Genomic DNA, 26,536 nt, shown 5'->3' on the forward strand with positions numbered 1-26,536 from the left:
CCATGAAAGTATTTCCCGCAGTGGACATTTTAGACGGTACCTGTGTGCAGTTGGTGCAGGGCAACCGGAAGAACAGAGTATCGTATGGAAATCCGGTCTCACGGGCACAGGAGTGGCTTCAGGAAGGCGCTCGTGCCCTCCATGTGATCAACCTGGACGGAGCCTTCGGTGCTGCAGAGAAAAACGTCAGTCTCATAAAAGAGATCATCCAGACCACCGGTGCTGAGATACAACTTGGGGGCGGTATCCGGAGCACAGCAGATGCAGCCGGCTGGCTTAACGCCGGTGTCACACGGGTGATCATCGGCACCCTTGCTGTCGACCGCCCTGAGGCCATCACCGAGATAGCAGACGAATACGGAAAGGAGGCGGTGATGGCGGGTGTGGATGCCCGCGGCGGCAATGTCGTTGTTCGCGGGTGGGAAAAGACCGCCGGCGACTTCATCACCATGGCCCGTGCATTCGAAGAACGGGGTGCAGGATCGCTTCTCTTCACCAATGTTGATGTGGAGGGATTGTGCAACGGTATCGCAGAAGAACCGGTGCGGCGCCTGAGAGAGGCAGTGAAGATTCCTGTCGTAGCCTCAGGAGGCATCACAACACCACAGGACGTGCGTATAATGCGCGAGATAGGTGTGGAGGCCATTGTACTTGGTTCAGCCCTGTACAGGGGCACTATCACCCTGAAAGAAGCAATCGAAGAGGCAGAGAGATGAGACAGGCAGAAGTAACACGGAAAACAAACGAGACCGCAATCTCTGTGACAGTGGATCTTGATACCGAAGGAAAGATTGCAGTCGAGACCGGCATCCCGTTCTTTGACCACATGCTTGAATCCTGTGCACGCCATGGCAGGTTCAGTCTGATAGTGACTGCAACAGGAGACCTGGAAATTGACTGCCACCATACCATCGAGGATACGGCAATTGTCCTTGGAGAGGCTCTCGCAAAAGCGCTGGGGGAGAAACGTGGCATCCGACGATTTGCTCACATGGCAGTGCCGATGGACGAAGCAATCGCTGTTGTCACACTGGATCTCGGGGGACGTGGCTATCTCGTGTATGATGCAGCGTTTTCATCAAACGGGCTCGGGCCGATTCCCGCAGATATATTTGAGCACTTCTTCTACACGCTCTGTATCAAAGCAGGTATCACTGCACACATAAAAGCTGAGGGCAGAAACGATCACCACATCTGTGAAGCACTCTTCAAAACATTCGGTGTAGCATTCTCAATCGCTGCGGCCGTAACACCCGGGCGAACCGAGATTCCAAGTACAAAAGGGACAATCTGAATTTTACTTTTTTTTTATATTCCCAAAAACGAGCGTGAAACAGATGTTTCAGGCACCGTTTTATGAAACATACTTTTCAAAGAAAGATGTTTAGATGTTCAGTTCGTTGACCGCAAGGTCTACATCTTCTTTCTTGATAGTCTTCCGGCCTGCGTGCTTAGCGTACTTGCTTGCTTCTCGGGTCAGCTCTGCAATGTACTCCTGGGAAGCGTCTGCGATTGCCTGTGCAGCATCGCTGCCAACTCTCTCAGCACCGTTGTTTTTTGCAATCCTCACGACTGCAGCAATAGGTAGATCATTCGCCATATATAATACACCTCAGAAAGAAAATCGACAAGTCAATATATAAACTTTCTGTAGATTCGGGGTAATATGCCATCTAAAATCAACAATCAGGAGTATTATCAGGATATTTTAAACCCAGAGAGTAAATTGGAGAGGGATCAAAATAATGATTAATTGAGCATATAATTCATTTTTGATTGTGCAACAATCCCCATTTATTTTTTGCACAATGAATTGGCAATGAATACCGATTTCGAATAATTTGAAGAGGCGCGCGAAGTATCGACAAAAATTCTATCGATATTTGCCACCGGAGCACCATGGGCAATTCCCTCTCCAAGGAGGCATAATGTACGAAAAATAAGGTTCCCGGATATACCATCCGGGGCAATAATTACCCCGTGGGAACGGACGGCATCCTCAATCAGAATCTCTGCATTGTCACAACCGGTACGGGCTGCCACCTCCTCTGCATCCGCAATGGTTCTGTCCACCACCGGATGGCGTCCCACATCACCACAACGCCCACCGGAGAGAACTGCAGCACGGCTGGTCACCCCAAAGGCAGGTGCCATCCTCTGTGCCTGCGTAAGAAGTGACACCTTCTCATCAACCGTCCATCCTTCATCCACCCCGACCGGTGCCAGAAGAAACCGAATACCCCCTGCCGTTTCAAGAAAGGCAATACGTTCCAGGCGAGGGACACCTGCAACCCGTTTCAATACTGCCAGTGTTGAACTGGATGGCAGACTGCCACGGATGGCCGCATCAATTTCACCGGAGAAGAGCGCCCGCACCAGTGCTTCCTCCGGTACAGGGTCATACACCACATCAAATTCGGAAAATACATCCCGATTACGAGGATGCGTAAAACAGCGGAGGGGAATGGTTCCTGAAAACCTCTCCAGGGTTGTTCGGACAGATTCCGGATCATTCCCGGCACCTATCCCGATGAGCATCGAAAGTATCCCTCCTTAATCGACCATGGGGATCCCCATGATCCCCTGCTTCTTTAGGTCAAAGACCGTAGACTCATCATCACCGTGGCGTATGATAAGTTTCTGCGAATCGGTCACCACCCCGATATCTGCTGCAGCCATCCCGACACCGGTGAAAAGACCGATGACCGTATCCACCGATTCAACGGGGACAGAGCAGATAAATCCCATTCCGGGATACATGCGAACCCAGTGTTCAAAGGTGATACCCAGTTCATCAAGATCGGGCCGTGGAATGTCATCAAGACAGACTTCTGCACCTTTCCTGCTGGTCTCAAGCAGCATACCCAGCGTGCCGATGACACCAGGGTTGCTGATATCTTTGCCACCGGTAACGAGGTGCCGTTCCCCAAGGGTATGCATCACATTTATCTGTGCACGCACCTCTTCTGCCGTCCGAAGAGTGGCAGAATCCCAGTTCATAGCACAGGACGGGTGAATCCGCCCATGAAGATCAATTGCTGCGACAACCCGGTTACCCACCTGTGCAGTATGAGAATATATTGCATCGGCGGGATTCACCGTACCAAGGATCGCGACATCGACCACATTCATCTCTGCATCCGGATGAAGATGTCCTCCCACCACCGGAACGCAGAATTTCGCAGACGCTTCATACATGCCTCTCAGCACTTCATGACATACCACCGCATCTTTGACAGACATGATATCTACCACAGCAAGAGGAATACCACCCATCGCGGCAATATCATGGACATTGACAAGCACTGCGCAAAAACCTGCCCAGTACGGATCTGCATCCAGAAGACGACTCCATATACCATCGGCTGCCAGAAGAAGGCCGGTATCTCCGTTCTGTATTAGTGCTGCATCATCCCCGAAGGAGACCGGCACGTTTGGTGTTACAATACGGAGTGAATTAATTATTTCTCCAATTGCTCGCTTGCGTGTGACGCCATCATAATCGCGCACAGCTGCGGCAATCTCATCTGTGGAACATTCTACCACAATTTAACACCATCTTTGATCAAAACATTACCGTCTGTTTAGTTAATAATATGCATATCTCCCCCGGATAACAGTGCAATGACGAAGCCCTGCTGTTTACTGCAGATAAAACATATTCATTCCAAAAATACGAGCGAAACAACGCCGAAGAGAAGAGAGGAATTTCTCAGTCATCCCAAACCTGTACCACTGTATTTTTCACCATTCAGACACAGAGAATATACCAATGGACTGGGCTGCACAGTACAGACCACAGCGTCTGCAGGATATCATCGGCAATGGCCAGGCAATCCGTCAGATCGCAGAGTGGGGAAAGACCTGGCATACCGGCGCGAGGCCGCTTGTTCTCTACGGAAAACCGGGAATCGGAAAGACAACCGCAGCCCATGCTCTTGCCCGTGACATGGAATGGGAGGTCATTGAACTCAACGCCAGTGACCAGCGTACAAAGGGGATAATTGAGAGAATAGCAGGAGCCGGCAGCACCACCGCAAGCCTCACCGGCACCGGACGGCGCCTCATCATCTTCGACGAGGCAGATAATATCCACGGAAATTCCGACCGTGGTGGTGCTCGTGCAATAGCAGACGTCATCCGTTCCTCCCGCCAGCCCATCATCCTCATTGCAAACGACCTTTACGGACTTGACCAGTCTATCCGTGGCCTTTGTGATACCATCCCGTTCAGGACCATTCTTGCCAAAACGGTCGCCTCTCACCTGCGCTATATCTGCGCGTCAGAAGGGGTGGACTGTGACACCGCGGCACTGCAGCACATAGCAGATAATTCCGGGGGAGATCTGCGCTCCGCCATCAATAGTATTCAGGCTGCCGCAATCGGCGCCGACCATGTCGGCAGCGGGGATGTGCATACTTCGCAGAAAGATGAACGGACGTCAATATTTGAACTCATCAAGGCAATTCATTCCGGTGCAGACGATGACACCATGCTCCGCTATGCACGTGAGGTGGACGGCACTCCCGACACCATCGAACAGTGGATTGAGGAGTCAATGTCCACTCTTTCGGGCACAGAGGAGAAGGCGTACGCCTACCAGACACTTGCGACAGCAGACCGGTTCATCGGCCGCACCTACCGCCGCCAGTATTACACGCTCTGGAAATATGCATCTGCCCTGATGGTCATGGGGCCTGCCGAGGCAGCGGGAGGAAAGGGTATCCATGCACGCATCATGCCACCCGGCCGCTGGCGCAAGATGGGCACCGGAAGGAAACAGAAGAACCTCAGAAGCGGCATCATGGGAAAACTCGGAGAAAGTTACCACATTCCCGGAAACGCACTCCGCGAGGATTTTTTTACCCCCATAACCAAGCTCATCGAAGCTGACCCTGAAGAGTATGCCCGTGTTCTGCACTTCGATAAAGATGAACTTGAATTTTTTATCGGGGATAAGAAGAAGGCTGCTGAAATCATCAAAGACCTGACAAAAGAACGCCGCGAGGAAGAACAGGGATTTGTCCGGAAAAAACTGACAAAGGCGCAGAAGGCAGCACTTGAAGCACAAAAAAACGTGCTCCCCTCAGCCCCGGAGCCAAAAGAGTCACAGGAAGAGTTCCGGGAAGAACCACCAAAAGCAGTACCAAAACCACCACAGGAACCCGCCTCAAAACCGGAACCCATACCCGACCGGTCACAAAAAACCCTCTTTGACGGGTTTTAAATTCTTTTTTTCCCTGTATTCAGGTCTCAGGTCCGTGAATAATACTGGTGGAGCACAACACCGCAGTCAATGATCCGGCCGCCGCGCTCATATATCTCATTTCCCAGATGATAGATGATGCAGTCCGCGTTCACCGACCGTGCAAGCGCAATAATACAGGGAACCATCTCAATACCCGGCCTGACCGCATAGATGAGTTCAGTGTCATGGTACCGGGTGAGATCGGGTGTGCACACATCATCCCGAAAAAAGGGAACTCCCGCCGGTGGTTGCTGCGGGAAAATATCTGTTGTCCGGACTGCCACACCCGCACAGGCAATGCGTTCTGCTACCGTGAAATTCCTGCCAACCCCGACTTCTGCGGCGGATTGGTAATTTCCGATGATATAACGGGAAAAACACTCTTCAATATGCTTATAGTTCCCCATTGACAATGGTATTTCGGATGAGTTTCCTTATATTTTGGGATTCAACGTCACCGCAGGGCCTCCAGATCCCTGTGGCACAGGCTATCGGGGCAATTCTGGGTACACATGTTGAACTTCAGGAAAATCCGGTCATGCTGCGTGGATTTGACGGTGCACGCGGCCAGTATAATGCATCACACATACTTACCGGCATGCAGGACATTTATACCCGCAAATATGGCATTGGTGATTATATCCTCATTATCGTCGGAAAAGACCTCTATATTCCGGGGCGCGATTTTGTTTTTGGTCTGGCCCGCCCCTCAATACGTGCAGGCATTGTCTCAACAACACGTCTGAACAACCAGTATTACCAGCGAAAAAGTGACATGTATGACACTATTGATCGTGTGGTGAAGGAAGGCAGCCACGAATTCTGCCATATGCTCGGTCTCGACCACTGCAGAAACAGTGAATGCATCATGTTCTGTCCGTCAACCCTGGATGAACTCGACCGGAAACGAAAAACTCTCTGTCCGGCATGTCAGAGGAAACTGAAAGCGGCAAAGAGATATTTTTAATTCTTTTCTGGATGTTGTTGCTATAGAAACAACAGGCTTATTTATCTCAGGAGAGAATTACCAATATAACCTTTCAGTTCGTCATAGGTTATAGCCAGAGGAGAAGAAAAATGCCATATTACGAGGGAGTCATCAAGCGCAAATTCAAAGATTTGGTCGGCTCCAAATACGAGGCAATCCAGAAAGAATATAGTGAATATATTCTCTCTGAAGAAGAGTTGCGACCTCACGAGATCAAAAGTATCCTGCTTCCGCTTGACTTTTCAGTCACAGAAATTTCAGAATCCATCTGTGAACTGCTTTCAGTATACGAAAACGCCACCGTCACCATGCTCTATATCACCGATGCACAGATCCACGAGATCATCATGGACTCACTGGATAAAGACGCAGGTGATGAATTTCTCCGGAAAAAAGAGGAGTATGGGACACACCTTCTGGATGACTACGAAAACTGCTTTGAATCACGCGGCATACCGTGCAAACGCCGCATGCTTCTGGGGAACAAGCGCCAGGACGTCCTGAAACTGGCAACAGACTTTGACATGATCGTTCTTCCAAAATGCTATGCAAGCAATCATCCCGATTCCTGTGATGTGAGCGGAGATGCCATCCTTTTGGCACAGTCACTGGCACAACCGGCGATTATATTCTGAAGTGATGAAATGTTAACAACTATACAGCTCATTGCACTTGTCGTATTCATTGCGACATATATCCTCATCATCGATGAGCGTATCCATCGTGCTGTTGCCGCAATGGCAGGCGCCGCGGTGGTCGTATTTCTGGGGATTGTCCCCTGGGATTCAATGCTGGAGCACATCGATTTTGGCACCATTTTCCTCTTAATGGGAATGATGATCATCATCAATGTAGCGCGGCAGAGCGGACTCTTTGAGTATATCGCAATTCGTACCGCGAAGTTGGCCAAAGGCAGCCCCATTATGGTGCTCATACTGTTCTCGATTGTGACAGCAATCGTCAGTGCCTTTCTGGACAATGTCACAACCGTACTGCTTTTGACACCGATGCTGCTCTACATCACCAAACTGATGGACTTAAATCCGGTGCCATTCCTCCTCGCTGAGATCATTTCATCCAACGTGGGTGGTGCAGGAACCCTCATCGGTGACCCGCCAAACATCATGATCGCATCATCTGCAGGCCTGTCATTCAATGAATTCATCACAATCATGGGACCGATTGCAGCAGTCGACATGGTGCTTGTACTCATCATCTTCCTCGCCGTCTACGGCAGATCGATGAAGGTGACAAAAGAAGAAAAGGGAATCATTACAAAGACCATCAACAGTCTGGATGAACAGGGTGCGATAACAGACAGAAAGCTCTTCAAAAAGGCAGTCACTGTCATTCTTCTTGTGGTCGTCCTCTTCTTCATCCACAGTTCAATCGGTGTCTACCTGAACGTTATATTCCCGTTTGTCGACCCCACCCTCGCCCTTGAACCGGCGGAAGTCGCCCTCATCGGCGCTGCCATCATCCTCATCTGGAGCAGGGTGCAGCCGGACGAAATATTTGAGAAGATTGAGTGGACAGCCCTCTTCTTCTTCGCAGGGCTCTTTGTCATCGTTGGTGCACTGGTCAACACCGGAATAATCGAGATGGTCTCCCAGTACATGATCAGCATGGTCTCAAACCAATTTGAGGCGATGTTTGTTATCGCCTGGTTCTCGGCCTTTGCCTCGGCGGTTGTGGACAACATCCCCCTTACCGCAGCACTTATTCCTCTCATTCATGACATGAGTGCCACGATGGACGTCTATCCACTCTGGTGGGCGCTCTCCCTGGGTGCCTGCATGGGTGGAAACGGAACCGCCATTGCTGCATCAGCAAACGTGGTGGTGCTCGGGGTTGCAGCACGGGAAGGAGTGAATATTTCATTTATGCAGTTCCTGAAAATAGGAATGCTCACACTGGTGGTCACCGTCAGCGTTGGCCTTGCGATGCTCTATGCCATGTTCGGAATGCTTTAGGAGATGGAAACAATGAAGATACTGGTATTACTGGACGGCTCCATGTGGAGCCACAAAGGAGCGCTCTATGCACTCCGGATTGCACAGGAGAAGAAAGCGGAGGTTGTCTTATTCTCCGTTCTTGACAAACGGGATTCAAAGTCAATGGCATTCAATTTCTGCACCCAGTCAAATATGTGCAGCAGAATTGAGAACTATGAATCTCAGATCTGGCGGGACCTACGCAAAAACATCAATGATGAGATGGCTCAGCTCCTTCTCTTCTTTAACCGGAAAGGCATCCAGACAGAATCAAAGATTGTCGAAGGGGCAGTAGCAAAAGAAATACTCAAAGAAGTGGAAGATGGTGGATACAGCCTGATTGTAATGGGCGGATACGGAAGAAACCCAAGATCCGGCGGAAGCAGTCTCTTCCCAAAACTTTTGGGTGAATTAGAGGTGCCTATTTTCATGGCACGCTGATATTTTTTTTCCTGTCTCTTTTTTTTCACTTTACAGAATCGTGAGGGTAATATACCGGAAATTATCCTTTGAACCATCACATCAGGGGAATGGCGGCAGGGAAGAGGCACCCCTCCCCTGCTCTTCATCAGATACAGGAGAAAAAAACAGAATCAGTTCTCCCGGTCGAAATACCCCTTCTGCGATGGTCTTTGACCAGAATCGTTTCGTATATCGATACAATACAGCGATGGCCATGAACTATGACTCACCATCCATACACCAGCCCATTACAACACACATATAACCACCAATGCACAAACATATGCATTAATGATTATCACATCCTTACTCACAAAGAACAGCCAGATAAGATACAGGAGGAGGTTCCCATAAAATCCCGTGACATCGCCATAGTGGGGATTCTCCTTGCGATTGGCGCCATTCTCCGGTATGTGCTCAATATTATTCCCACCGCAATCGTCTCAAACCCTATAATCGCACTGTATTGTCTTGCAATAATCCTCATCCGCCCGAATGTCCGGGACACCATCGGTATCGGTATTGTGGCGGGTATCATCTCTGCTCTTATCAGCCACTCCATATTCCCGCCCGCAAACCTCATATCAGAACCACTGGGAGCACTGGTCTGCATGGCCCTGTATTCAGCGACACGAAAACACATCCCTGTCGCACCCACTGTTGCCACGTTCGGTGCCACGCTGGTAAGCGGATTCTCCTTCATTATCGTGAGCATCATCGTTATTGCAGCAGGATTCATCTCTGCACCCGGAGAAGGGTTTACGGTAAGTTCCTTCATCATCCTGGTATCACCCGTCATCATCCTCACCGCCATTGCAAACGCTGTCATTGCACAGGTGCTCTACATCCCGTCTTCAAAGATTCTGATGCGGGGCGCAAAAGGAGAGGACAGGGAAGTGCGCCAGGAGATGATGGCGGATGAATCCGGTGACCCGGAAACACCCGCATTCCGGTTCACCGACTTCTCCTATACCTATCCTCAGGGAACAAAACCTGCACTCACCGACATCACCCTTACCATTCCACAGGGAGAGTGCGTCCTTGTGAACGGCACCACCGGAGCGGGAAAGACCACCTTCTGTCTTGCAGCAGCAGGCATCCTCTGCCATGAATACGAAGGAAAAATGGATGGCACCCTTTCGATATTCGGACGCGATGTGAATGGCTATGAGGATATGGGAGACATCGGACGGAAAATCGGTGTCGTCTTTGACGATGCAGATGCACAGCTGATATTTACCACCGTTGAAGAAGAGGTCCTTTCCGGTCTGGAAAACCGGGGCCTTGAACCTGAAGATGTCCAAAAACGGCTGGAAGATATGCTTGCCTTCACCAACCTCACCGGCCTCAGGTACCGTCCGCCCCATACTCTCTCAGGCGGCCAGAAGCAGCGGGTATCCCTTGCCGCCACCCTTGCATCCGGTACAGAATGCCTGATTCTGGATGAGGCTACAGCAGAACTGGACACCATGGCAACAGAAAGCATCGTTGCCATTCTCACCAAACTCAAAGACGCGGGCAAGACCATCATCGTGGTGGAACAGAAACCCCGTGAACTTGAATCCATCGCCGACCGCGTCATCACCATCAGAGATGGCCGCCTGGCAAAAGACGAGACTGCAAAGGAATTCTTCGCCACCTATACCGATGAAACCGAAATACCCGGAGATATGGTGGACACCACAGCGATTGCACGACAGGGCGAACCACGGGTGGGAGTGCACAATCTGGTCCACTCCTACGGGGAGGCACACGCTCTCACCGGTGTCAGCCTTGATATCTATCCCGGCGAACTGGTTGCCATCATTGGTGAGAACGGCTCCGGGAAGACGACGCTTGTCAAACACTTCAACGGCCTCTTACGCCCGACATCCGGGACGGTGACGGTCTGCGGAATGAATGCTGCAGACGAACGTGTCACCCGCCTCGCACAGAAGGCAGGACTAGTATTCCAGAACCCTGACACCATGCTCTTTGAAGACACGGTTGAAAAAGAGATGCAGTTCGGAATGAAGAACATCGGTATCGACCCGTCAGATGCACAGGCACGCATCAAAGACGTGCTTACCATGGTGGGACTCGGCGGACGGTCTTCCCAGTTCCCCCGTGCGATGAGCAGAGGTGAACGACAACGACTCGCCATTGCCTGCGTGGTGGCCATGAAACCGGATGTCATCATCCTTGACGAACCGACAACCGGCCTTGACCCGGAAGAGGCAGACCGTATCATGGGAATCCTCCAGTCACTCTCAGCGGCAGGCCATTCTGTGGTTATGGTCAGCCATGATATGTCCATGGTAAAACGGCATGCACAACGTGTCATCCAGATGGATAGCGGAGCGATAACATCAGACAGAACACGCATCAACGGAGGTGCAGCATAATGGCAGAAATTCTTCAGTACAAACGAATTGACGGTATATTCCACCGGATGAACGCACTCACAAAAATCTGCTTCCTTCTGGTGGTCATCGCACTCACCGTCCTCTCAACAAATCCCTTAGTGCTCGCCGGAATAATCCTCTTAATACTCCTCCTTGCCGTAGCCGGACGGTTTGGTCGTGAACTCATTGCCCAGGTGCCGATGCTCGCATTCCTGAGTGCCGGGCTGATTATCCTGACGGTTCTTACCATGCAGAGCGGTGATGTGATAGGATACCTGATACCAATGGCAATCCCCTTCATCGGCGGCCATATACCTATCACAACCGGAGCACTGACCTTTGCCGCCGTCCTCTCACTGCGGTTCTTTATCATGCTCTTTGCCTTCCAGCTGATGATCATCTCCACCCAGCCACGGGATCTTGTCACCGCCCTGCAGAAGATGCACCTCCCGGTTGACTACTCTCTGATGCTCCTGATTGCCATCCGGTTCATCCCAAGCCTTCAGCTGGAAGGAAAACGCATCCAGGAGGCTCAGCGTGCCCGGGCATACAATCCCGGAACAGGTGTCAAAGGAAAAATAAAGGAACTGACCCCCATCATGATCCCTCTGGTCTCCAATGCCCTCGGCAAGGCCAATGTTCTCGGGCTGACGATTGATCTGCGGGGACTGCGGACAATGGCCCGGACACCCGGCCTTACCCGCCCCTTTGGGACACCGGATTATCTGCTGGGAGTGCTCATTGTAGCCCTTGTTATTGCAGGGGCTGTGGTGACACTGGCCTGACTCTTCTTTTTTTGCCTCTTTATTTGTCCGTATATTTTTTTTCAGGAATTTATCTGATTATTCTGAGTGAAACATACGATTTGTTTTCAGAAACTACAGAAAGAACTACCCCCGGAATCATAGCGCAAACCTCCTCTGAGCACAATGAATGGAACCACCCGAAGGCTCCATACTGATTAATATGGCTTTCAGATATTGGGGAAATTCACAGCATGTACACCTTCCATGGACAGTTCACACCCATTCTATTGCAAATTGTTCAAAAAAAAGCAAACACAAATATTCAAAGATGTATACAGGCAGCCATTTCATATATGATTTTCCGGCCATTTTCCCCACAAAAAAGCCCGGAAAGGCGGGCTTCGGGGCATCATCGTTCCAATCGGTTGACAACACCGTAACGGAGAGCATAAACCCGATCAATATATATATGAGACCCATATTGCACCATATTTCCCATAATCGGCCCATTAACCGTCAGAATTTGAAAACAGCTAAATATAATCGGAATTAACAGGTGTAAGCACAGGCATCACATTTTTCACCCCATTCATTTAAGCATAACATTTATTAATACGAAAAGTTACTTTTTTCTTATTTTATGTGATTAATAAATCCGAAACATAGAAATATCATGCAAAAACCAAAATTAAAAATAATGCCAATTTATAGATCAATATCAAATTTAATTGCATAATGATCATATTTTGAAAATTTCAAACATAAATTGTTAATATTTTTTTACGGTAATGCCCATACAAATTAAGAAACCTTAATATTCTCTATTATGGAATTCATATAGTCTCGCTGCGGGGACCTGCAGTAGAGATCTTTATGATACCGGCAGGAGAGTGCTGGTGGATTTCTATTAACCCAATTGCAAAAGTGAAAAGGACGGAATAATATGGCAAAATATTCAGAAACAATCGACCTCTACTCAGACGACGGGAAGTTGCTGAAGAGTGATGTATCACTCGACAAGGTTAGCCCATTGGTCAACCCTGCAACCGGCAAGATCATCGATCTGACAAAGAGAACGATTAACGTCAACCTTGGGGGCATTGAAGCCGCCCTCAAGACAGGAAAGCTTGGCAAAGGTAAGATCAAAGGCCGTGAACTTGACCTCCCAATTATGGAGAACAAGGACGCCCTCATCGCACAGATCAAGGAAATGGTCCAGGTCGAAGAAGGCGACGACACCGAGATTCTTGAATTCAACAATGGAAAGCTGCTCCTTGTGCAGGTTCCAAAGAAGCGCCTGGACAATGCAGCAACCTATGATGCAGCAATCACTGCAGTCGCATCTGCAGCAACCTACGCTATTGTTGACCAGTTTGACATCAATGCATTCAATGCATCAACTGTCAAGGCAGCATGCTGGGGTGGATACCCACACACTCAGGACATGAACGGCGCACTGGTTTCATCCATTCTCAACATTCCACAGAACAACGAAGGTATTGGCTACGCGCTGCGTAACATCTCCGTTAACCACTACGTGATGATGACTGGCAGAAATGCACTCCAGGGTGCAGCACTGGCAGCTACCCTCGAAACCGCTGGTGAGTTTGAGATGGGTATGGCAATCGGCCCATTCGAGCGCAACCAGCTTCTCTGCTACGCATACCAGGGACTTAACGCAAACAACATGGTCTACGACCTTGTGAAAGCTAACGGTGAGAAAGGAACCGTTGGTACTGTTGTTCAGTCACTTGTTGAGCGCGCAATAGAAGACAAAGTCATCGCCCCAGGAAAGAAGGGTGACTACTTCCAGTTCTACGACACCAAGGACCCAATGATGTGGAATGCATATGCATCCGCAGGTTCAATGGCAGCAACAATCGTCAACTGTGGTGCAGGACGTTTCGCACAGGCAGTCTCCTCGACTCTTCTGTACTTCAACGACCTTCTTGAACACGAGACCGGTCTTCCAAGCGCAGACTTCGGTCGTATGATGGGAACCGCAGTCGGATTCTCCTTCTTCAGCCACTCCATCTATGGTGGCGGTGGTCCAGGTATCTTCAACGGAAACCACGTCGTTACCCGTCACGCAAACGGTGTCGCAATCCCTTGTGTGGTTGCAGCAGCAGCACTTGACGCAGGTACACAGATGTTCTCACCGGAGAGCACTTCCAAGATTATGGGAGAGACCTACGGCCAGATTGACGTGTTCAACAAACCAATGCACCAGATCGCAAACGGAATCTGAAACATTAAACTTTGATTCGAATGACACAAGCCAGATATCCACAGTGCAGAATTGTTCCTCTCCGTATGTTAGGTCCTGAAACTGCCGAACGTCTTCTCAACGCAGTCGTCGGTGTACCCGGGATCCGACGACTGATGGTAAACGGACCAGGTCTGCCCAAAACCGTGCCATATGGCCCTGCACGAGGAAAACCAAACCCGAACACCAACAGAAAAACGATCACTGTCGGTGGCTCGGATGTAGATCTCCGCGTTCAGGTTGGTATGGTTACGATAGAGGTTACAGACGAGGCCACTATTGAGGAAATCAGAACGGTTTGCGACAGGATATTCACACAATTCCCATACCAGTTACAGGTTGGGCAATTCATGAAGACACAAGCCACCCTTGTGGACTATGCAAAATACGGACCGGATGCAGACGAGACAATGATCGGTCTTGTTGACCCGAAACGAACAGACGTGCCTGTCATGATACAGCACTAAGGGCTGCACAGGAAATCAATACAAAAGGCTCGGATCATTCAACCAAAAATCAGGTTTAAATAACAAATACAGGTGAAAAATAAATGGCATACACACCACAGTATGGCCCTGGTACATCAGTTGTCGCTCAGAACAGGCGTAACCAGATGAACCCGGACCACAAACTGGAAAAAGTCCGCGATATCACAGATGAAGATATTGTAATGGTACTTGGTCACCGCTCACCGGGATCAGCGTACCCTACCGCACACCCGCCCCTTGCTGAACAGCAGGAGCCTGACTGCCCAATGCGCAAGCTTGTCAAACCGACAGACGGCGCAAAAGCAGGAGACCGTGTCCGATACGTACAGTTTGCAGACTCAATGTTCAACGCACCTTCACAGCCGTACCAGCGTACCTACGCAGAGATGTACCGCTTCCGTGCAATTGACCCCGGTACACTTTCCGGTCGTCAGATTGTCGAGTGCCGTGAGCGTGACCTCGAACAGTACACAAAACTCTTAGTTGAGACTGAGATGTTTGACCCGGCTCTTGTCAGCATGCGTGGTGCAACCGTTCACGGTCACTCCCTGCGTCTTTCAGAAGACGGAATGCAGTTTGATGCACTTCAGCGCTGTGTTCTCGCAGAGAACGGCGTTGTCAAATACGTAAAAGACCAGATTGGTGTCCCACTTGACCGTGCTGTTGAAATTGGTAAGCCAATGGACGCTGAATGGCTCAAGGCACACTCCACAATATTCCACTCACTCGTTGGAACCGCATACCGCGATGACAAGGAGTACATCGAATACATCCAGCGCATCCACACGCTGAGAACAAAATACGGCTTTATGCCAACAGAAGAGTGATTTAAATGGCAAAAATCGAGAGAGCACAGAAACTTTTCCTTGATTCACTGAACCAGAAGTTCAAAGGTCAGGATATTGAATCAGAGAAAACCACATTCTACAACTTCAACGGTGTCCGTCAGTCTCCGCGTAAGCGCGAATTCATGAAGGAAGCCGAGGCAATCGAGAAGGAACGTGGCATTTCAATGTACGACCCGGAACGCTGCCACCTTGGCGGTATCCCAATGGGTCAGAGACAGCTTATGAGCTACCAGGTCTCCGGAACCGGCACATATTGTGAGGGTGACGATCTTCACTTCGTGAACAACGCTGCAATGCAGCAGTTCTGGGATGACATCCGCCGTACCGTTATCGTCGGTATGGACATGGCACACGCAACACTCCAGAAGCGTCTCGGAAAGGAAGTTACCCCTGAGACCATCAACGAGTACCTCCACATCCTTAACCACGCAATGCCAGGTGCAGCAGTGGTTCAGGAACACATGGTCGAGACCCACCCGGGCCTTGTCGATGACTGTTACGTAAAGGTATTCACTGGTGACGACGAGATGGCCGATGATATCGAGCCACAGTTCTTAATCGACGTTAACAAACTCTTCGGAGAAGAGCAGGCAGAGTCACTTAAGGCTGAAGTCGGCAAGTCGATGTACCAGGCAATCCACATCCCAACAATCGTCTCCCGTACCTGTGACGGTGGAACAACCTCCAGATGGTCTGCTATGCAGATCGGTATGTCCTTCATCGCAGCATACAGAATGTGCGCTGGTGAAGCAGCAGTCGCTGACCTGTCCTATGCAGCAAAGCACGCTGGCGTCGTCCAGATGGGTTCACTCCTTCCTGCACGTCGTGCACGTGGTCCTAACGAACCAGGTGGAATCAAGTTCGGTCTCTTTGGCGATATCATTCAGGCAGACCGCAAACACCCCAATGACCCTGCACGTGCATCCCTTGAGGTTGTCGGTGCTGGTGTTATGCTCTTCGACCAGATCTGGCTCGGTTCATACATGTCCGGTGGTGTTGGTTTCACCCAGTACGCTACCGCAGCATACACCGATAACATTCTGGACGAGTTCACCTACTACGGTATGGACTACCTGAAAGACAAGTACGACTTCGACTACACTGCACCATCACCTGACCAGATCCTCGAGCCTACTCAGGACATTGTCAATGACCTTGCAACCGAGGTTAACCTCAATGCAATGGAGCAGTACGAGCAGTTCCCAACCATGATGGAAGACCACTTCGGTGGTTCACAGCGTGCTGGTGTTATGGCTGCAGCATGTGGTCTTACCTGTTCCATTTCAACCGGAAACTCCAATGCCGGTCTGAACGGATGGTACCTTTCCATGCTTATGCACAAGGAAGGATGGTCACGTCTTGGTTTCTTCGGATACGATCTTCAGGACCAGTGTGGTTCAGCAAACTCACTCGCTATGGACGCAGACCGCGGTCTCATGGGCGAACTGCGTGGACCTAACTATCCAAACTACGCCATGAATGTCGGTCACCAGGGAGAATACGCAGCTATTGTCTCCGGTGCTCACTACGGACGTGGTGACGAGTTCTGTTACAGTCCTCTTGTGAAGATCTGTTTCGCTGACCCGTCACTCAAGTTTGACTTCTCTGACCCACGTCGCGAATTCGCACGTGGTGCTGTCCGCGAGTTCATGCCCGCCGGAGAGCGCTCACTGGTCATTCCTGCACGATAAAACAAATTTCTCCACTTTTTTTGCACGTTCCCGCATAACAACAATACAAAAAATAGTGGTCTTCTTACATGAATAGAGATCGGGGTAAATCCATTTTACACCCCGATATTGAGATGAATGGTTTATTTTTTTGGTCTTTTTTGTGTGACAGATTGTCTATTCTGACTGATAAAATTGTGAGACCCATTATGGGGATGTTCTGATTATTACCATCTCTAAAGCCATCTGATTCGCTCATATTTTCAGATACGGGATTTTTTTCGGAGACTCGTTCCATTCACCGGGCAAAAAAAACAGTGCAGCCCTGGCAACTTTCATACCGGATATTTTTGTCAAAATCCCTGAAATTTACGATTTAAAGCCTTAAAATAAAAAAGAGCATTAAATACCGTTCAATTCAGACATATTTGGGTTAAATGAAAGTCCGGACTATTTTAATTATTATTGCAATACTTGCAATTGCCTATGTGCTTATTCCTCCCGAAATTTACGAACAGTCTGACGTGCGCTCAGAGATAGGGAATGGACTTTCCGAGATCCTCGTCGGGACTAATAAGTATGATCTTGCGATTATGGCAAGCGACTGGGTGCTGGAGACAAATAATTCCAATATCGGGGCACGGGAAAATAAGGTGGATGCACTGACCGGCCTTGAACAATATGAAGCGGCAATAGAGATACAGAAAAATCTCGTGGCAGACAAAGGCGCTCAGACAACCAAAACGGACTGGACGAAACTTGCAGAACTGAATGCAAAAGCAGGAAATTTTGGAGATTCTGTGGATGCCTACGAGATGCTTGTTACCATGTACGATTGTTCACCCACTGACGCACAGTCTGGTGAAACCAGCGATCTGATGAGGTCTTACTCTGAGAAAGGGGCTCTTCTGATTAAACTGCAGAGGTATGATGAGGCAATTGCCTGTTATAATTCAGCAGTCGATTTGGAACCGTCAAGTACCGCTGCCTGGATTGGTCTTGGAGATGCATATCTCTATAAATCCATGTATGATCAGGGCCAGTTAAAGGATATGTACAAGGAACTGGGGAAAAAACCATCCGAACGTGACTCTTCTGTGAATAGAATAGACATTTCCGCGGTTAATTCAAACCGAAAGGCGGTTGAAGCATACCAGAAGGCGGTTGAGATTGATCCTCTCGTCTATCCGTTTGTCGTCACGAAAATAATGGGCAGTTATAAAAAGACGGTGAGCGGGTATCAGGACATACTGGAAAACTTCAAGACGAGTCAATCCAACGAGAATTGATCTGACACTATCACCATCCTTTTTTTCCGAAACGGTTTTCTCCCGGCACCCGGGTTCGGCACCACATAAATACCTCCAATATAGCCTGCGTTTTGGAAAAACGTATCCACACAAAAGCCTGGAGTGGCCCGTTCTCAACCAAAGACAGCCCACACTACCTCTCAAAATTTCCGCCAATAGCGGCCCCAAAATAGTCTATAATCTATCGTTTTTTGATGAAATAAACGGCATTACAACCGTATTTTCCAGGCAGCAAATAAGAGCGAAAAATACGTTCGGTTTACCCTCCGATTCCCCAATACGGGGAGTCAGAAAGGGTACAAAAGGGTGACAAAAAAAGAGGGAGTTATTTACTCCTTTTTCAGGTAGTAGACTCCACCTGCAACGACACCCACCACAATACAGACCACGAGGATGGTCATCCATGGGAGGGAGCCTGCCCCGGGATCTCCAAAGGTGGGGATATCTGCAGATGTTGCGGGTTCGGTGGTCACAGAGGCAGGTGCCTCTGTTGATGTGACCACAGCTGCAGACTCGGTGAAGAGGGCAAAACAGCTGAAATGGTGACCTTCGCGCTCACCGTGTGGGGCGTACCTGCACTCACCGTGGTCTGAAGATCTTCCCATACTCCAGTGGCCGGGTTGTAGCACTTTATGCTGTACTCTTTGCTTTCTACCCACTCCTCACCTGGTTCGTCCCCTTCGCAATTTTCATCCCCCTCTATTCGCAGCTGGATATTTTCCTTTTCAAAAGCATCATGATCGTCGTAGGTGAAGCAGTCGGGGCGGCACTCCTCGTTCTCTGGTTCAGGGGAGTGCATGAGAACTACCTGAAAAAGAGGGAATCACTGTTGGCATACTCTGGCTCACCATCTCAACTGGGCACTTGATATCGTAATTCTCCTGCCACTCTCCAGCTCCCGGCTGGAACCTGGTTTACGGATATCAGGATCAGGTATCTCATGCTACCCATCTTGGCCATGGCGATGGGATATGCACTCAGGAATGCAACGGAGAACAATGAGTGAATTGATGTGTCATTTGGGAAAGCAGCCAAAAATTCAAAAAGAGAACGAAGGAGGGGAAAAATATTTTCAGTCTTTTCTACGCCCAAAGGCAAGAACCGCACCAACAATAGCTAAGGCAGCTACTATGGGAATAGCCGCTGCAGGACTCTTTGTTGTCGGGGGAACAGCTTCAAGACCTATCACAACCGGTGTGCTCTGGCCTCCGGTTACCGTTACCGTCTGAGAGGAATCGGTGTATCCGGTCTGTTTAACCGTCACGACATGCGAACCTGCGGGAATGTCTGATAGGGTCACCGGAGTAACTCCTCGGTACGTATTATCAAGGAACAGTTCAGCACCGGACGGGGTTGAAGAAACAATGAGCTGTCCGGTTGTGTCCGGCGTGGGTGACGGCGCATCAAAAGATAACTGAGCGTTCACCGTCATGACATTCCCTCCTTTTACGTATACGGTCTGGGTGTAGTCATCGTAATCTGTATGCGTTATGCGGATGGTATGACTACCTTCCGAGACACTCGTAAGATCGAAATAGCTCGACACCGGAGTCTGTCCCATATATTTCCCGTCAAGGAAGACAGATGAACCTCCCGGCGTTGAACCCACTTCAATGGACCCCATGGTCGATTGCTGGGTAGTAAATGTGACAGTAACAGGTGTCTGCTGCCCTGCATTGACAGTGACAGTCCTGAGGTACTCATCATAGCCTGCCTTGTGCAGCCGTACGGTGTGCGAACCGGGGGCAAGATTGGTGACGACAAACGGACTTTCTGCTAAATAGTGGCCGTCCACATAAATGTCAGCCCCGGTGGGTACCGTATTGATATTGAGAGAACCAGTCTCCTGAGGAGTAGGGGTCAGGCGTGCATTTATGGTGACGGTCTGTCCCGCAGTCACATATGCAGATGTGTGATACGACTGGTACCCACTCATGGTGATACTAACCTCATGACTGGTTCCTGCTCTCAATGTTGAGAAGGTGGTGGGAGTATACTGCCAGGTGCTGCCGTCAATGGTTGCTATGGCACCGGCGGGGCTTGAGATTACCCTGATACTTCCATACGAAGGTGTGGGATTCCTGTTCAGGGTGGCATACAGGTTCACCGTCTGGTCATTCGCAGGCCACGACGTCACCGGGCCGGTGAAGGTCCGGTACCCTGATTTTTGGACAGTAAACGTCTTGAATGGCGTGCTCGTAGTCCCAACCTCGGTATCACTGAACCCCTGTGCAATGATACCTCCTGTTGAGGACGTATCAAAGGTAACCGCAGCGCCATCGACGTTGCAGTTCACCCGTATCCATCCCTTGTCAGAGCCAACGGGTGCATGCGTTGTCGGAACAGCTGTTGGAACCGCTGTGGCCTGAGTCGTTGGGACGGCAGTTGGAACCACTGTTGCCTGGGTAGTCGGGACGGCTGTTGGAACTGCTGTGGCCTGAGTAGTCGGGACAGTTGTTGGAACCGCTGTGGCCTGGGTAGTCGGGACAGTTGTTGGAACCGCTGTGGCCTGAGTAGTCGGGACGGCTGTTGGAACCGCCGTTACGGGTACCAGCTTCAGCGTTGCATCAAGGGCAGCCTGCTCGCCGGACTGGAGATCCTTTTCGGCAGTGTATCGCTCATAGCCTGTCATCGTAACCTCTATGGTATGAGTACCGGTTCCCAGTTCCCTGCCGGTGATGGGGGTGACACCTGCCGCTTTCCCATCAATAGTAACCGTTGCTCCGGAAGGTGAGGAGATGATAGTCAGCCACCCTATCTGTGGTCCCGGCTCTGCAGTGGCCGGTATTGTTGTCGGTACCGTGGTTGCCACTGTTGTCGGTACCGTGGTTGCCACTGTTGTCGGTACCGTGGTTGCCACTGTTGTCGGTACCGTGGTTGCCACTGTTGTCGGTACCGTGGTTGCCACTGTTGTCGGTACCGTGGTCGGCACCGTGGTCGGCACCGTGGTCGGCACCGTGGTTGCCACTGTTGTCGGAACCGTAGTCGGAACCGTAGTTGGAACCGTGGTCGGCACCGTGGTTGCTACTGTTGTCGGAACCGTAGTAGGTGCTGTTGTTGGCACTGTGGTTGGCACCGGAGTGGTTGTCTCATCGCCCGCAACCGGTTCTGCCCCGAATACTCCAACAGGGATTACCAGCATGGCAACAACAAGAATTGAAAACATAAATGCGGTATTTTTCATATATCGTCATCTAGTCATTTCATGGTAATGACGTTTAGTTATAGCGGAAAAAAGAGCATCCAAAAGTGCAGACAGACAATAGCATGCTTCCGGAATGATACCACCCTACCAATATGACCCGGATCAGACTCAGAGCACAGATCCCTGTTATCAGAAAAATACCGGCAAAGCAAAACAAAAAAAAAGAAGAAGAAAATTATTCCATGATACCGGCGATAGCCGCATCAACGATGGCACCAATATCCTCAACTCCCCAGACCTCGGAATTAATCACAAGGTCATAGGGTGTCAGGTCATTGATATCAATATTGTAATATTTGTGGTATCTGCCAGCCTCGCAGTCCTCACGTTCAATCGTGAGTTCAACTGCTGTCTGTGGGTCGATCCCTTCACGGTCAGAGATGCGCACAGACCGGCATTCAACAGACGCCGCCACCCAGATGCGAATATCAGCATTATCGATCATATGCCCCGCAAGGCGCCCCTCGATGATGATATTATCGCGAACCTCGCCAATTTCCTTCTGACGGGCATCGATCATCCGGTCTACGGATTCATCAACTTCTGCAAGGCGCCCAAAGTCAGCGAGATTCACACCGTGCTCTGCAGCGAGTCCACGAAAGACCTCCCCTGCAGATATCTGACTGAACTCGTGTTTCTTCACCAAATATTTGGCAAGTGACGTGGTGCCACTCCCCGGTGGACCGCTTATCGTAATCCGCATCAGAGCCCTCCAATATTAAGGGCTTTCCTGATTACCTGCGAAAGGCAGATAGAACAGATCATATACCAGAGAATCCACGCAGGGAGGAAGAAGGCTATCTTATTAATTATAATCTCTCCCAGATACGGGAAAACAATTGTCGGCATTGCAACAATGCTGCCAGCATCAAAAGATGTCTGTAGATTCCCTATCGTCCAGAGCATCCAGATAAAGATAGGAACGGTTACAATCAGAATCCATCCCATCGGCTTAAACTGCTCCTGGGACATCTGCATCTGTTCTTCCATCATCCGTGCACGCTTGTCGTTGAGCTTTTTCATTTGCTTTTCGTCGCCTGAAAGCTGTGCTTCACGGTATATCTTCTGGAAATCCTTCATCTTTGCCTGAACAACCTGCATCTTCTCATAATCAATGGTATACTTCTGGAGAAGAGACGAATAGCATCCGGTTATCGATGCAAGAATCAGGATCATAATAACCCAGAGATTGGGATTGTCAGTAACACCGATGATCGTTGCCATGGGTCCAAAAATAAAATTGGCACCATATCCAATGGCGTCACGAACAGGGGGGATTGAATAGGCCCCCATCGCAATCAGCATGACAATGAAAAAGGAGGTCATGCCACCCATAACCCCTTTTTTTGCCGGTTTGCTGGTTTTTGCGATATCCCTCACCTCAGAATTTCTTTGAGTTCTTCTACTGAACGATCCAGCAGATTGTCAGCATTGACAACTATTTTAACCGTACACCCGGTCAGCATCGCATATGATGCCGCCATTGCACGGTTGAACTGCTGGTGCTCACAGAGAGCACGATACCCTTCAGCGTCACGCACCCGGGACTCATCACCCAGGCGCCGCATCAGAATCTGATCCTCATCTGTCTCAACAAGAACAACAATATCAGGCATCAGTTCTTTGAGCACCCACTCAGGAAGGCCAGCAAGGTAACCCTTGGGGGTCTTCACCGTACAGTGGGTGTCAATAAGGACATTGCCTTCTGTTTTTGCGATGAACTGAGCTGCATTACGCTGGAGTTCACGCTGCTTTGCCTGTTCGAGCTTTCGCATATCGTCACGACTTGTGACAATACCCTGATTTGATGCAACATCAAACATGCAGGACCCAAAATTAATATTTTGGTATTCCACACCCTCTGCTGCAAGCCCGGATATTACCTGGTCTATGACAGTTGTCTTGCCGACTCCCGGCACACCGGTAACTACTACTTTTTTACCCATCCTACACTTCACTCCTTTCCGAAGAACCCGCGCATGAACGGGTACATCTCCATGATCTGTTCGCTTGCAACCTCCTCATACAGCCGGTATACGATACTGACTGTCAGCAGGAGACCAGTTCCTCCGACCATTCCAATGACACCAAAGTAGTTCGCCACCACACTGAGGAGACCAACAAAGACACCACCAATAACGGTAACACGCGGGATGTAGCGGTCCAGGTACTTAACAAGAACCTGCTCTGATCTCCGGTATCCGGGGATAGACATACCACTCATCTGAATCTGGCGTGCCACATGAGACGAGTCAAGGCCTGCCGTCTTCACCCAGAAGAGAGCGAAGATTGCGCCACCGACCACCATCACGAAGAGATCCAGACCCATCCGAATGAAAATCTGCCAGATTGGATGGCCAACATCGTAGGCCCACCACATCCAGTCAGACGGACCATTGATAGGTGCAAGGTAATACATAATTCCGTTCAGCGGGTTGTTTCCCTGATACTCACCAAGGAATGTAATTCCAAGATTGTTCAGGAACAGACCCAGCATCTGGACATTTGCCTGCAGAACACGGACAAGAATCATCGGCAGCACACTGGCATAGATAAGTTTCACCGGGAAACGCCCACGTGCACCACGTACAGACGCGTGTGCAAGAGGGATCTCAATCCGTGTCGACTCTACATAGACGATCACGAGGAATATCACTACAGTCGTAACCAAAGCGAGCATATCAGTGCCAAAGTACTCCAGGAATGGCGCACCATCCATGATTACAGCAAAGAGCCGTGGGAAGAACCCGACAGGGTAAGCATCCTGCACCGCATTCCAGTTAAGGAACCCGTTGACAAGACCTTGGGAAACACCAGCAATGATAAAGAGACCGACACCAGAGCCGACCCCCCATTTTGTAACGACCTCATCCATGAAGAAGATCAGTACCCCACCGATACAGATCTGCAGGAAGATAAGAAACGTTACAGCTCCGAGGTTTCCGCCAAATAATGCATTTGCAACGACCGGGTCAGGTGAAAGGAATCCACCGATAACATTCGGTAGTGCCTCAAGCACGATCATGACAAATATCAGGAGCTTCTGTAAGCCCATGTACATGACCTGTCCACGTGCATCACTGGTATCTAAATCTAAAAGATCAGCACCTTTGAGGAGCTGGAGCACGATGGATGCAGTGACAATCGGCCCGATACCCAGATGGGCAATGGAACCACTCGCCCCTGCCAAGAGGGCACGGTAGAATGAAAAAATATCCTGTGAACCAGGATCAAGCCCAAACACCGGAATATTGGTCAGTACAAAATACAAAATCAGAATTGCAGCAGTCCAGATTAACTTATTTTTAAAGTGGACGTGCCCTTCCGGACTTCTCACTGCGGGCATTGCTGCCAGCAGTGGCTCTAATCGATCCAGCATCGCTCCCATATTACAATTTCCCTGAAAAAAAAGAGAATCAGGCGTCCAGTGCCTGGCCACCGTTCTCTTCTATCTTTTGTCGGGCTCTGTCAGTAAATGACACAGCGGAGATGTTCATCTTCTTGGTAACTTGTCCGCCTCCAAGTATTTTATCAATACCGATTTGGTCTGCATCGATGACGAAGGTATCTCCATCCATCACTGCGTTCCCTGATGCCACAAGAGCATCTGCAATCTGGTCAATGTCCCCGACATCAACGGCGTCAACAGTGCATGGGTTTTTGTTCACAAACCCATGCTTTCCATTGTGGACTTCCCCTAAGAGAAGGAAATGGGAAAACCGGTGATCACGATGACCTGCACGACCTCTGCCACCACGATTTCCGGCACCACGACGGTTCTTGTGTGTCCCGCCACCGCACGTCCGTGAACCACGATATTTTGAGCGTTTGTTTACTGGCATCTAATTCACCGCATCCTGTAAAGAAGTGAATTAATCTCACTTCCATAGTTTCCGAGTGCACCGCCCTGCTGGTATGTCCGCTTAATGGACTTGTATCCCTTACGCGGGGGGTGGAGCCGGAGTACTGGCTTAAGTTCCGGGACATCAGCAATCGTTGCTTCACCTGCACAGAGTGCAGCTGCAAACGCGTTGATGTCCACAAACTTCGAATTCTCCTTCACATACTCTTCGGTCAGACGTATGTTTCCGGTCAGTCTGCCACGGGTGGTCAGGACAGTTCCCAGAATTTCCGGGTCAGCCTCACCATATGCCACATAATCCTTGACCTTCCGAATCATACCAAGGTATGCCGGAGTGTCAGGGATGAGGACACAGTGATTGACGTGGTGAAGACGGAGCATCTTCAGGGTATCTTTAATTTCCCTGCTACAGTTAACAACACCGCGCACCTGCACTACAACATACATTAATCCATCACTCCTGTCCGGATGAGATTTGAATTTTTCAGTGCATCAAAGGTCGCCTTTGCAAAGTTGATGGTTGTCCGGGTCTGCCCAAATGATGAGGTCCAGACATCGGTAATGCCTGCAAGAACAAGGACTTTCTTTCCGATGTCACCGGTAACCAGGCCAATACCCTGAGGTGCCGGAATCAGTGTGATGGTCACACTGCCAGACTTCCCCTGGACACGCATTGGAATGGAGTGCGCTTCACCGCAGCCACATTCCCAGCTTCCACATCCACGCTTTACAGAGATGACATTGATTTTTGCATTGGCAATTGCTTTCTTGATAGCATTGCCAACCTGTGCGTCCTTTGCCTGTCCATATCCGATGTAGCCGTCACGGTTTCCCACAACAACAACAGCACGGAATTTGACACGTCGGCCACTGTCGGTCATTCTCTGAACCATGTTGATGTCGAGTACTTCATCTTCAAGGTCAGGGAAGAAATAATCGACAATTCCTGGTTCTTTAATTGGTCTGCCGATGTCAAGCACTTCTTTGAGACTTGTAAAATCGCCGGCAGCAACCTGTCTTCCAAGGCCTGTGATAGGAACCCATACTTCTCGTTCATAGGCCATA

Annotated in this window: 30 protein-coding genes; 16 read left to right on the top strand and 14 right to left on the bottom strand. The window is 49.8% G+C overall.

The window, feature by feature from the left end:
* The first annotated feature begins 2 nt into the window (after positions 1-2).
* Complete coding sequence (gene hisA / locus L0665_RS04105) at positions 3-716, top strand: 1-(5-phosphoribosyl)-5-[(5-phosphoribosylamino)methylideneamino]imidazole-4-carboxamide isomerase (RefSeq protein ID WP_274924438.1); 714 nt, start codon at positions 3-5, stop codon at positions 714-716.
* Positions 713-1,294, top strand: coding sequence for an imidazoleglycerol-phosphate dehydratase HisB (gene hisB / locus L0665_RS04110; protein WP_274924439.1), 582 nt, complete (start codon positions 713-715; stop codon positions 1,292-1,294). The genes hisA and hisB overlap by 4 nt, the downstream gene beginning before the upstream one ends.
* A 90-nt stretch (positions 1,295-1,384) precedes the next feature.
* Here hisB and L0665_RS04115 read toward each other — a convergent pair whose 3' ends face one another.
* From L0665_RS04115 to L0665_RS04125, 3 genes are all read right to left on the bottom strand, one after another.
* A complete protein-coding gene (locus tag L0665_RS04115; RefSeq protein ID WP_274924440.1) occupies positions 1,385-1,600 on the bottom strand; it encodes a histone family protein in 216 nt (71 codons plus the stop codon).
* Between the two features lie 194 nt (positions 1,601-1,794).
* Positions 1,795-2,538 (bottom strand): methanogenesis marker protein Mmp4/MtxX, encoded by a 744-nt coding sequence (gene mtxX / locus L0665_RS04120; RefSeq protein ID WP_274924441.1) that lies wholly within the window; start codon positions 2,536-2,538, stop codon positions 1,795-1,797.
* Positions 2,539-2,553: 15 nt separating this feature from the next.
* A complete protein-coding gene (locus L0665_RS04125; protein ID WP_274925715.1) occupies positions 2,554-3,549 on the bottom strand; it encodes a methanogenesis marker 2 protein in 996 nt (331 codons plus the stop codon).
* Positions 3,550-3,772: 223 nt separating this feature from the next.
* Here L0665_RS04125 and L0665_RS04130 point away from each other — a divergent pair, with 223 nt between their 5' ends.
* Entirely contained in the window at positions 3,773-5,227 is a 1,455-nt protein-coding gene (locus tag L0665_RS04130; RefSeq protein ID WP_274924442.1) for a replication factor C large subunit, read from the top strand.
* Between the two features lie 26 nt (positions 5,228-5,253).
* On the opposite strand, the gene L0665_RS04135 is transcribed toward L0665_RS04130, so the two are convergent.
* On the bottom strand, positions 5,254-5,655 hold the full coding sequence (locus tag L0665_RS04135) for a UPF0146 family protein (RefSeq protein ID WP_274924443.1): 402 nt from the start codon (positions 5,653-5,655) through the stop codon (positions 5,254-5,256).
* Between the two features lie 17 nt (positions 5,656-5,672).
* On the opposite strand from L0665_RS04135, the gene L0665_RS04140 reads away from it, so the two are divergent.
* The 4 genes from L0665_RS04140 (at position 5,673) to L0665_RS04155 (ending at position 8,671) form a co-directional block, all read left to right on the top strand.
* Positions 5,673-6,215 (top strand): archaemetzincin family Zn-dependent metalloprotease, encoded by a 543-nt coding sequence (locus tag L0665_RS04140; RefSeq protein ID WP_274924444.1) that lies wholly within the window; start codon positions 5,673-5,675, stop codon positions 6,213-6,215.
* Between the two features lie 110 nt (positions 6,216-6,325).
* The gene (locus L0665_RS04145) at positions 6,326-6,871 is read left to right on the top strand and encodes a universal stress protein (RefSeq protein ID WP_274924445.1); all 546 of its coding nucleotides are present in this window, start codon (positions 6,326-6,328) and stop codon (positions 6,869-6,871) included.
* A gap of 9 nt (positions 6,872-6,880) precedes the next feature.
* Complete coding sequence (locus L0665_RS04150; RefSeq protein WP_274924446.1) at positions 6,881-8,209, top strand: ArsB/NhaD family transporter; 1,329 nt, start codon at positions 6,881-6,883, stop codon at positions 8,207-8,209.
* Positions 8,210-8,221: 12 nt separating this feature from the next.
* Positions 8,222-8,671 carry a universal stress protein gene (locus L0665_RS04155; protein WP_274924447.1) on the top strand — a complete coding sequence of 150 codons (450 nt, stop codon included), beginning with the start codon at positions 8,222-8,224 and terminating at the stop codon, positions 8,669-8,671.
* A gap of 81 nt (positions 8,672-8,752) precedes the next feature.
* Here the strand turns inward: L0665_RS04155 and L0665_RS04160 are convergent, their stop codons facing one another.
* Entirely contained in the window at positions 8,753-8,908 is a 156-nt protein-coding gene (locus L0665_RS04160) for a hypothetical protein (protein ID WP_274924448.1), read from the bottom strand.
* Positions 8,909-8,913: 5 nt separating this feature from the next.
* Here L0665_RS04160 and L0665_RS04170 point away from each other — a divergent pair, with 5 nt between their 5' ends.
* The 7 genes from L0665_RS04170 (at position 8,914) to L0665_RS04200 (ending at position 18,383) form a co-directional block, all read left to right on the top strand.
* Positions 8,914-11,076: an ABC transporter ATP-binding protein gene (locus L0665_RS04170; RefSeq protein WP_338036414.1), complete on the top strand. Its 2,163-nt coding sequence runs from the start codon at positions 8,914-8,916 to the stop codon at positions 11,074-11,076.
* A complete protein-coding gene (locus L0665_RS04175; protein ID WP_274924449.1) occupies positions 11,076-11,861 on the top strand; it encodes an energy-coupling factor transporter transmembrane component T family protein in 786 nt (261 codons plus the stop codon). The genes L0665_RS04170 and L0665_RS04175 overlap by 1 nt, the downstream gene beginning before the upstream one ends.
* Before the next feature lie 904 nt (positions 11,862-12,765).
* Entirely contained in the window at positions 12,766-14,070 is a 1,305-nt protein-coding gene (gene mcrB, locus L0665_RS04180; RefSeq protein ID WP_274924450.1) for a coenzyme-B sulfoethylthiotransferase subunit beta, read from the top strand.
* 65 nt (positions 14,071-14,135) lie between these two features.
* Positions 14,136-14,555, top strand: a complete 420-nt coding sequence (mcrD, locus tag L0665_RS04185; protein WP_274924451.1) for a methyl-coenzyme M reductase operon protein D — start codon at positions 14,136-14,138, stop codon at positions 14,553-14,555.
* Positions 14,556-14,638: 83 nt separating this feature from the next.
* Entirely contained in the window at positions 14,639-15,403 is a 765-nt protein-coding gene (gene mcrG / locus L0665_RS04190) for a coenzyme-B sulfoethylthiotransferase subunit gamma (RefSeq protein ID WP_274924452.1), read from the top strand.
* Between the two features lie 5 nt (positions 15,404-15,408).
* Complete coding sequence (mcrA, locus tag L0665_RS04195; protein WP_274924453.1) at positions 15,409-17,115, top strand: coenzyme-B sulfoethylthiotransferase subunit alpha; 1,707 nt, start codon at positions 15,409-15,411, stop codon at positions 17,113-17,115.
* 416 nt (positions 17,116-17,531) lie between these two features.
* A complete protein-coding gene (locus tag L0665_RS04200) occupies positions 17,532-18,383 on the top strand; it encodes a tetratricopeptide repeat protein (protein WP_274924454.1) in 852 nt (283 codons plus the stop codon).
* A gap of 350 nt (positions 18,384-18,733) precedes the next feature.
* Here L0665_RS04200 and L0665_RS04205 read toward each other — a convergent pair whose 3' ends face one another.
* Entirely contained in the window at positions 18,734-19,009 is a 276-nt protein-coding gene (locus tag L0665_RS04205) for a hypothetical protein (protein WP_274924455.1), read from the bottom strand.
* Between the two features lie 131 nt (positions 19,010-19,140).
* Between L0665_RS04205 and L0665_RS04210 the strand changes: the two genes are divergently transcribed.
* Entirely contained in the window at positions 19,141-19,272 is a 132-nt protein-coding gene (locus L0665_RS04210; protein ID WP_274924456.1) for a hypothetical protein, read from the top strand.
* 204 nt (positions 19,273-19,476) lie between these two features.
* Here the strand turns inward: L0665_RS04210 and L0665_RS04215 are convergent, their stop codons facing one another.
* A complete protein-coding gene (locus tag L0665_RS04215; RefSeq protein WP_274924457.1) occupies positions 19,477-21,216 on the bottom strand; it encodes a PEGA domain-containing protein in 1,740 nt (579 codons plus the stop codon).
* Here L0665_RS04215 and L0665_RS04220 point away from each other — a divergent pair.
* Positions 21,182-21,616 (top strand): hypothetical protein, encoded by a 435-nt coding sequence (locus L0665_RS04220; RefSeq protein WP_274924458.1) that lies wholly within the window; start codon positions 21,182-21,184, stop codon positions 21,614-21,616. The genes L0665_RS04215 and L0665_RS04220 overlap by 35 nt on opposite strands.
* A 168-nt stretch (positions 21,617-21,784) precedes the next feature.
* Here the strand turns inward: L0665_RS04220 and cmk are convergent, their stop codons facing one another.
* The 7 genes from cmk to L0665_RS04255 are packed head-to-tail and all read right to left on the bottom strand — an operon-like array spanning position 21,785 to position 26,535.
* On the bottom strand, positions 21,785-22,312 hold the full coding sequence (gene cmk / locus L0665_RS04225; RefSeq protein ID WP_274924459.1) for a (d)CMP kinase: 528 nt from the start codon (positions 22,310-22,312) through the stop codon (positions 21,785-21,787).
* Positions 22,312-22,935 (bottom strand): DUF106 domain-containing protein, encoded by a 624-nt coding sequence (locus L0665_RS04230; protein WP_274924460.1) that lies wholly within the window; start codon positions 22,933-22,935, stop codon positions 22,312-22,314. The genes cmk and L0665_RS04230 overlap by 1 nt, the downstream gene beginning before the upstream one ends.
* A gap of 50 nt (positions 22,936-22,985) precedes the next feature.
* Positions 22,986-23,555 (bottom strand): adenylate kinase, encoded by a 570-nt coding sequence (locus L0665_RS04235; RefSeq protein ID WP_274924461.1) that lies wholly within the window; start codon positions 23,553-23,555, stop codon positions 22,986-22,988.
* Between the two features lie 8 nt (positions 23,556-23,563).
* Positions 23,564-24,997 (bottom strand): preprotein translocase subunit SecY, encoded by a 1,434-nt coding sequence (gene secY / locus L0665_RS04240; protein ID WP_274924462.1) that lies wholly within the window; start codon positions 24,995-24,997, stop codon positions 23,564-23,566.
* Positions 24,998-25,025: 28 nt separating this feature from the next.
* Positions 25,026-25,451, bottom strand: a complete 426-nt coding sequence (locus L0665_RS04245; RefSeq protein WP_274924463.1) for an uL15m family ribosomal protein — start codon at positions 25,449-25,451, stop codon at positions 25,026-25,028.
* A 5-nt stretch (positions 25,452-25,456) separates the two neighbouring features.
* Positions 25,457-25,918 carry a 50S ribosomal protein L30 gene (locus tag L0665_RS04250; RefSeq protein ID WP_274924464.1) on the bottom strand — a complete coding sequence of 154 codons (462 nt, stop codon included), beginning with the start codon at positions 25,916-25,918 and terminating at the stop codon, positions 25,457-25,459.
* Positions 25,918-26,535, bottom strand: coding sequence for a 30S ribosomal protein S5 (locus L0665_RS04255; RefSeq protein WP_274924465.1), 618 nt, complete (start codon positions 26,533-26,535; stop codon positions 25,918-25,920). The genes L0665_RS04250 and L0665_RS04255 overlap by 1 nt, the downstream gene beginning before the upstream one ends.
* Position 26,536: the final 1 nt, after the last annotated feature.

Source organism: Methanogenium marinum (assembly GCF_028912405.1).
GTDB classification, from domain to species: domain Archaea; phylum Halobacteriota; class Methanomicrobia; order Methanomicrobiales; family Methanomicrobiaceae; genus Methanogenium; species Methanogenium marinum.

Excerpts from the sequence above, each read along its gene's own strand:
- L0665_RS04160 (WP_274924448.1), bottom strand. The coding sequence starts at position 8,908 with ATGGCCATCGCTGTATTGTATCGATATACGAAACGATTCTGGTCAAAG.
- L0665_RS04230 (WP_274924460.1), bottom strand. The coding sequence starts at position 22,935 with ATGACCTCCTTTTTCATTGTCATGCTGATTGCGATGGGGGCCTATTCA.
- L0665_RS04250 (WP_274924464.1), bottom strand. The coding sequence starts at position 25,918 with ATGTATGTTGTAGTGCAGGTGCGCGGTGTTGTTAACTGTAGCAGGGAA.
- mcrA (WP_274924453.1), top strand. The coding sequence starts at position 15,409 with ATGGCAAAAATCGAGAGAGCACAGAAACTTTTCCTTGATTCACTGAAC.
- L0665_RS04115 (WP_274924440.1), bottom strand. The coding sequence starts at position 1,600 with ATGGCGAATGATCTACCTATTGCTGCAGTCGTGAGGATTGCAAAAAAC.
- L0665_RS04235 (WP_274924461.1), bottom strand. The coding sequence starts at position 23,555 with ATGGGTAAAAAAGTAGTAGTTACCGGTGTGCCGGGAGTCGGCAAGACA.
- L0665_RS04210 (WP_274924456.1), top strand. The coding sequence starts at position 19,141 with ATGATCGTCGTAGGTGAAGCAGTCGGGGCGGCACTCCTCGTTCTCTGG.
- hisA (WP_274924438.1), top strand. The coding sequence starts at position 3 with ATGAAAGTATTTCCCGCAGTGGACATTTTAGACGGTACCTGTGTGCAG.
- L0665_RS04145 (WP_274924445.1), top strand. The coding sequence starts at position 6,326 with ATGCCATATTACGAGGGAGTCATCAAGCGCAAATTCAAAGATTTGGTC.
- L0665_RS04205 (WP_274924455.1), bottom strand. The coding sequence starts at position 19,009 with ATGGGAAGATCTTCAGACCACGGTGAGTGCAGGTACGCCCCACACGGT.
- L0665_RS04245 (WP_274924463.1), bottom strand. The coding sequence starts at position 25,451 with ATGCCAGTAAACAAACGCTCAAAATATCGTGGTTCACGGACGTGCGGT.
- L0665_RS04170 (WP_338036414.1), top strand. The coding sequence starts at position 8,914 with ATGACTCACCATCCATACACCAGCCCATTACAACACACATATAACCAC.
- L0665_RS04155 (WP_274924447.1), top strand. The coding sequence starts at position 8,222 with ATGAAGATACTGGTATTACTGGACGGCTCCATGTGGAGCCACAAAGGA.
- mcrD (WP_274924451.1), top strand. The coding sequence starts at position 14,136 with ATGTTAGGTCCTGAAACTGCCGAACGTCTTCTCAACGCAGTCGTCGGT.
- mcrG (WP_274924452.1), top strand. The coding sequence starts at position 14,639 with ATGGCATACACACCACAGTATGGCCCTGGTACATCAGTTGTCGCTCAG.
- L0665_RS04255 (WP_274924465.1), bottom strand. The coding sequence starts at position 26,535 with ATGGCCTATGAACGAGAAGTATGGGTTCCTATCACAGGCCTTGGAAGA.
- mcrB (WP_274924450.1), top strand. The coding sequence starts at position 12,766 with ATGGCAAAATATTCAGAAACAATCGACCTCTACTCAGACGACGGGAAG.
- L0665_RS04130 (WP_274924442.1), top strand. The coding sequence starts at position 3,773 with ATGGACTGGGCTGCACAGTACAGACCACAGCGTCTGCAGGATATCATC.
- cmk (WP_274924459.1), bottom strand. The coding sequence starts at position 22,312 with ATGCGGATTACGATAAGCGGTCCACCGGGGAGTGGCACCACGTCACTT.
- mtxX (WP_274924441.1), bottom strand. The coding sequence starts at position 2,538 with ATGCTCATCGGGATAGGTGCCGGGAATGATCCGGAATCTGTCCGAACA.
- L0665_RS04140 (WP_274924444.1), top strand. The coding sequence starts at position 5,673 with ATGAGTTTCCTTATATTTTGGGATTCAACGTCACCGCAGGGCCTCCAG.
- hisB (WP_274924439.1), top strand. The coding sequence starts at position 713 with ATGAGACAGGCAGAAGTAACACGGAAAACAAACGAGACCGCAATCTCT.
- secY (WP_274924462.1), bottom strand. The coding sequence starts at position 24,997 with ATGGGAGCGATGCTGGATCGATTAGAGCCACTGCTGGCAGCAATGCCC.
- L0665_RS04150 (WP_274924446.1), top strand. The coding sequence starts at position 6,881 with ATGTTAACAACTATACAGCTCATTGCACTTGTCGTATTCATTGCGACA.
- L0665_RS04135 (WP_274924443.1), bottom strand. The coding sequence starts at position 5,655 with ATGGGGAACTATAAGCATATTGAAGAGTGTTTTTCCCGTTATATCATC.
- L0665_RS04175 (WP_274924449.1), top strand. The coding sequence starts at position 11,076 with ATGGCAGAAATTCTTCAGTACAAACGAATTGACGGTATATTCCACCGG.
- L0665_RS04200 (WP_274924454.1), top strand. The coding sequence starts at position 17,532 with ATGAAAGTCCGGACTATTTTAATTATTATTGCAATACTTGCAATTGCC.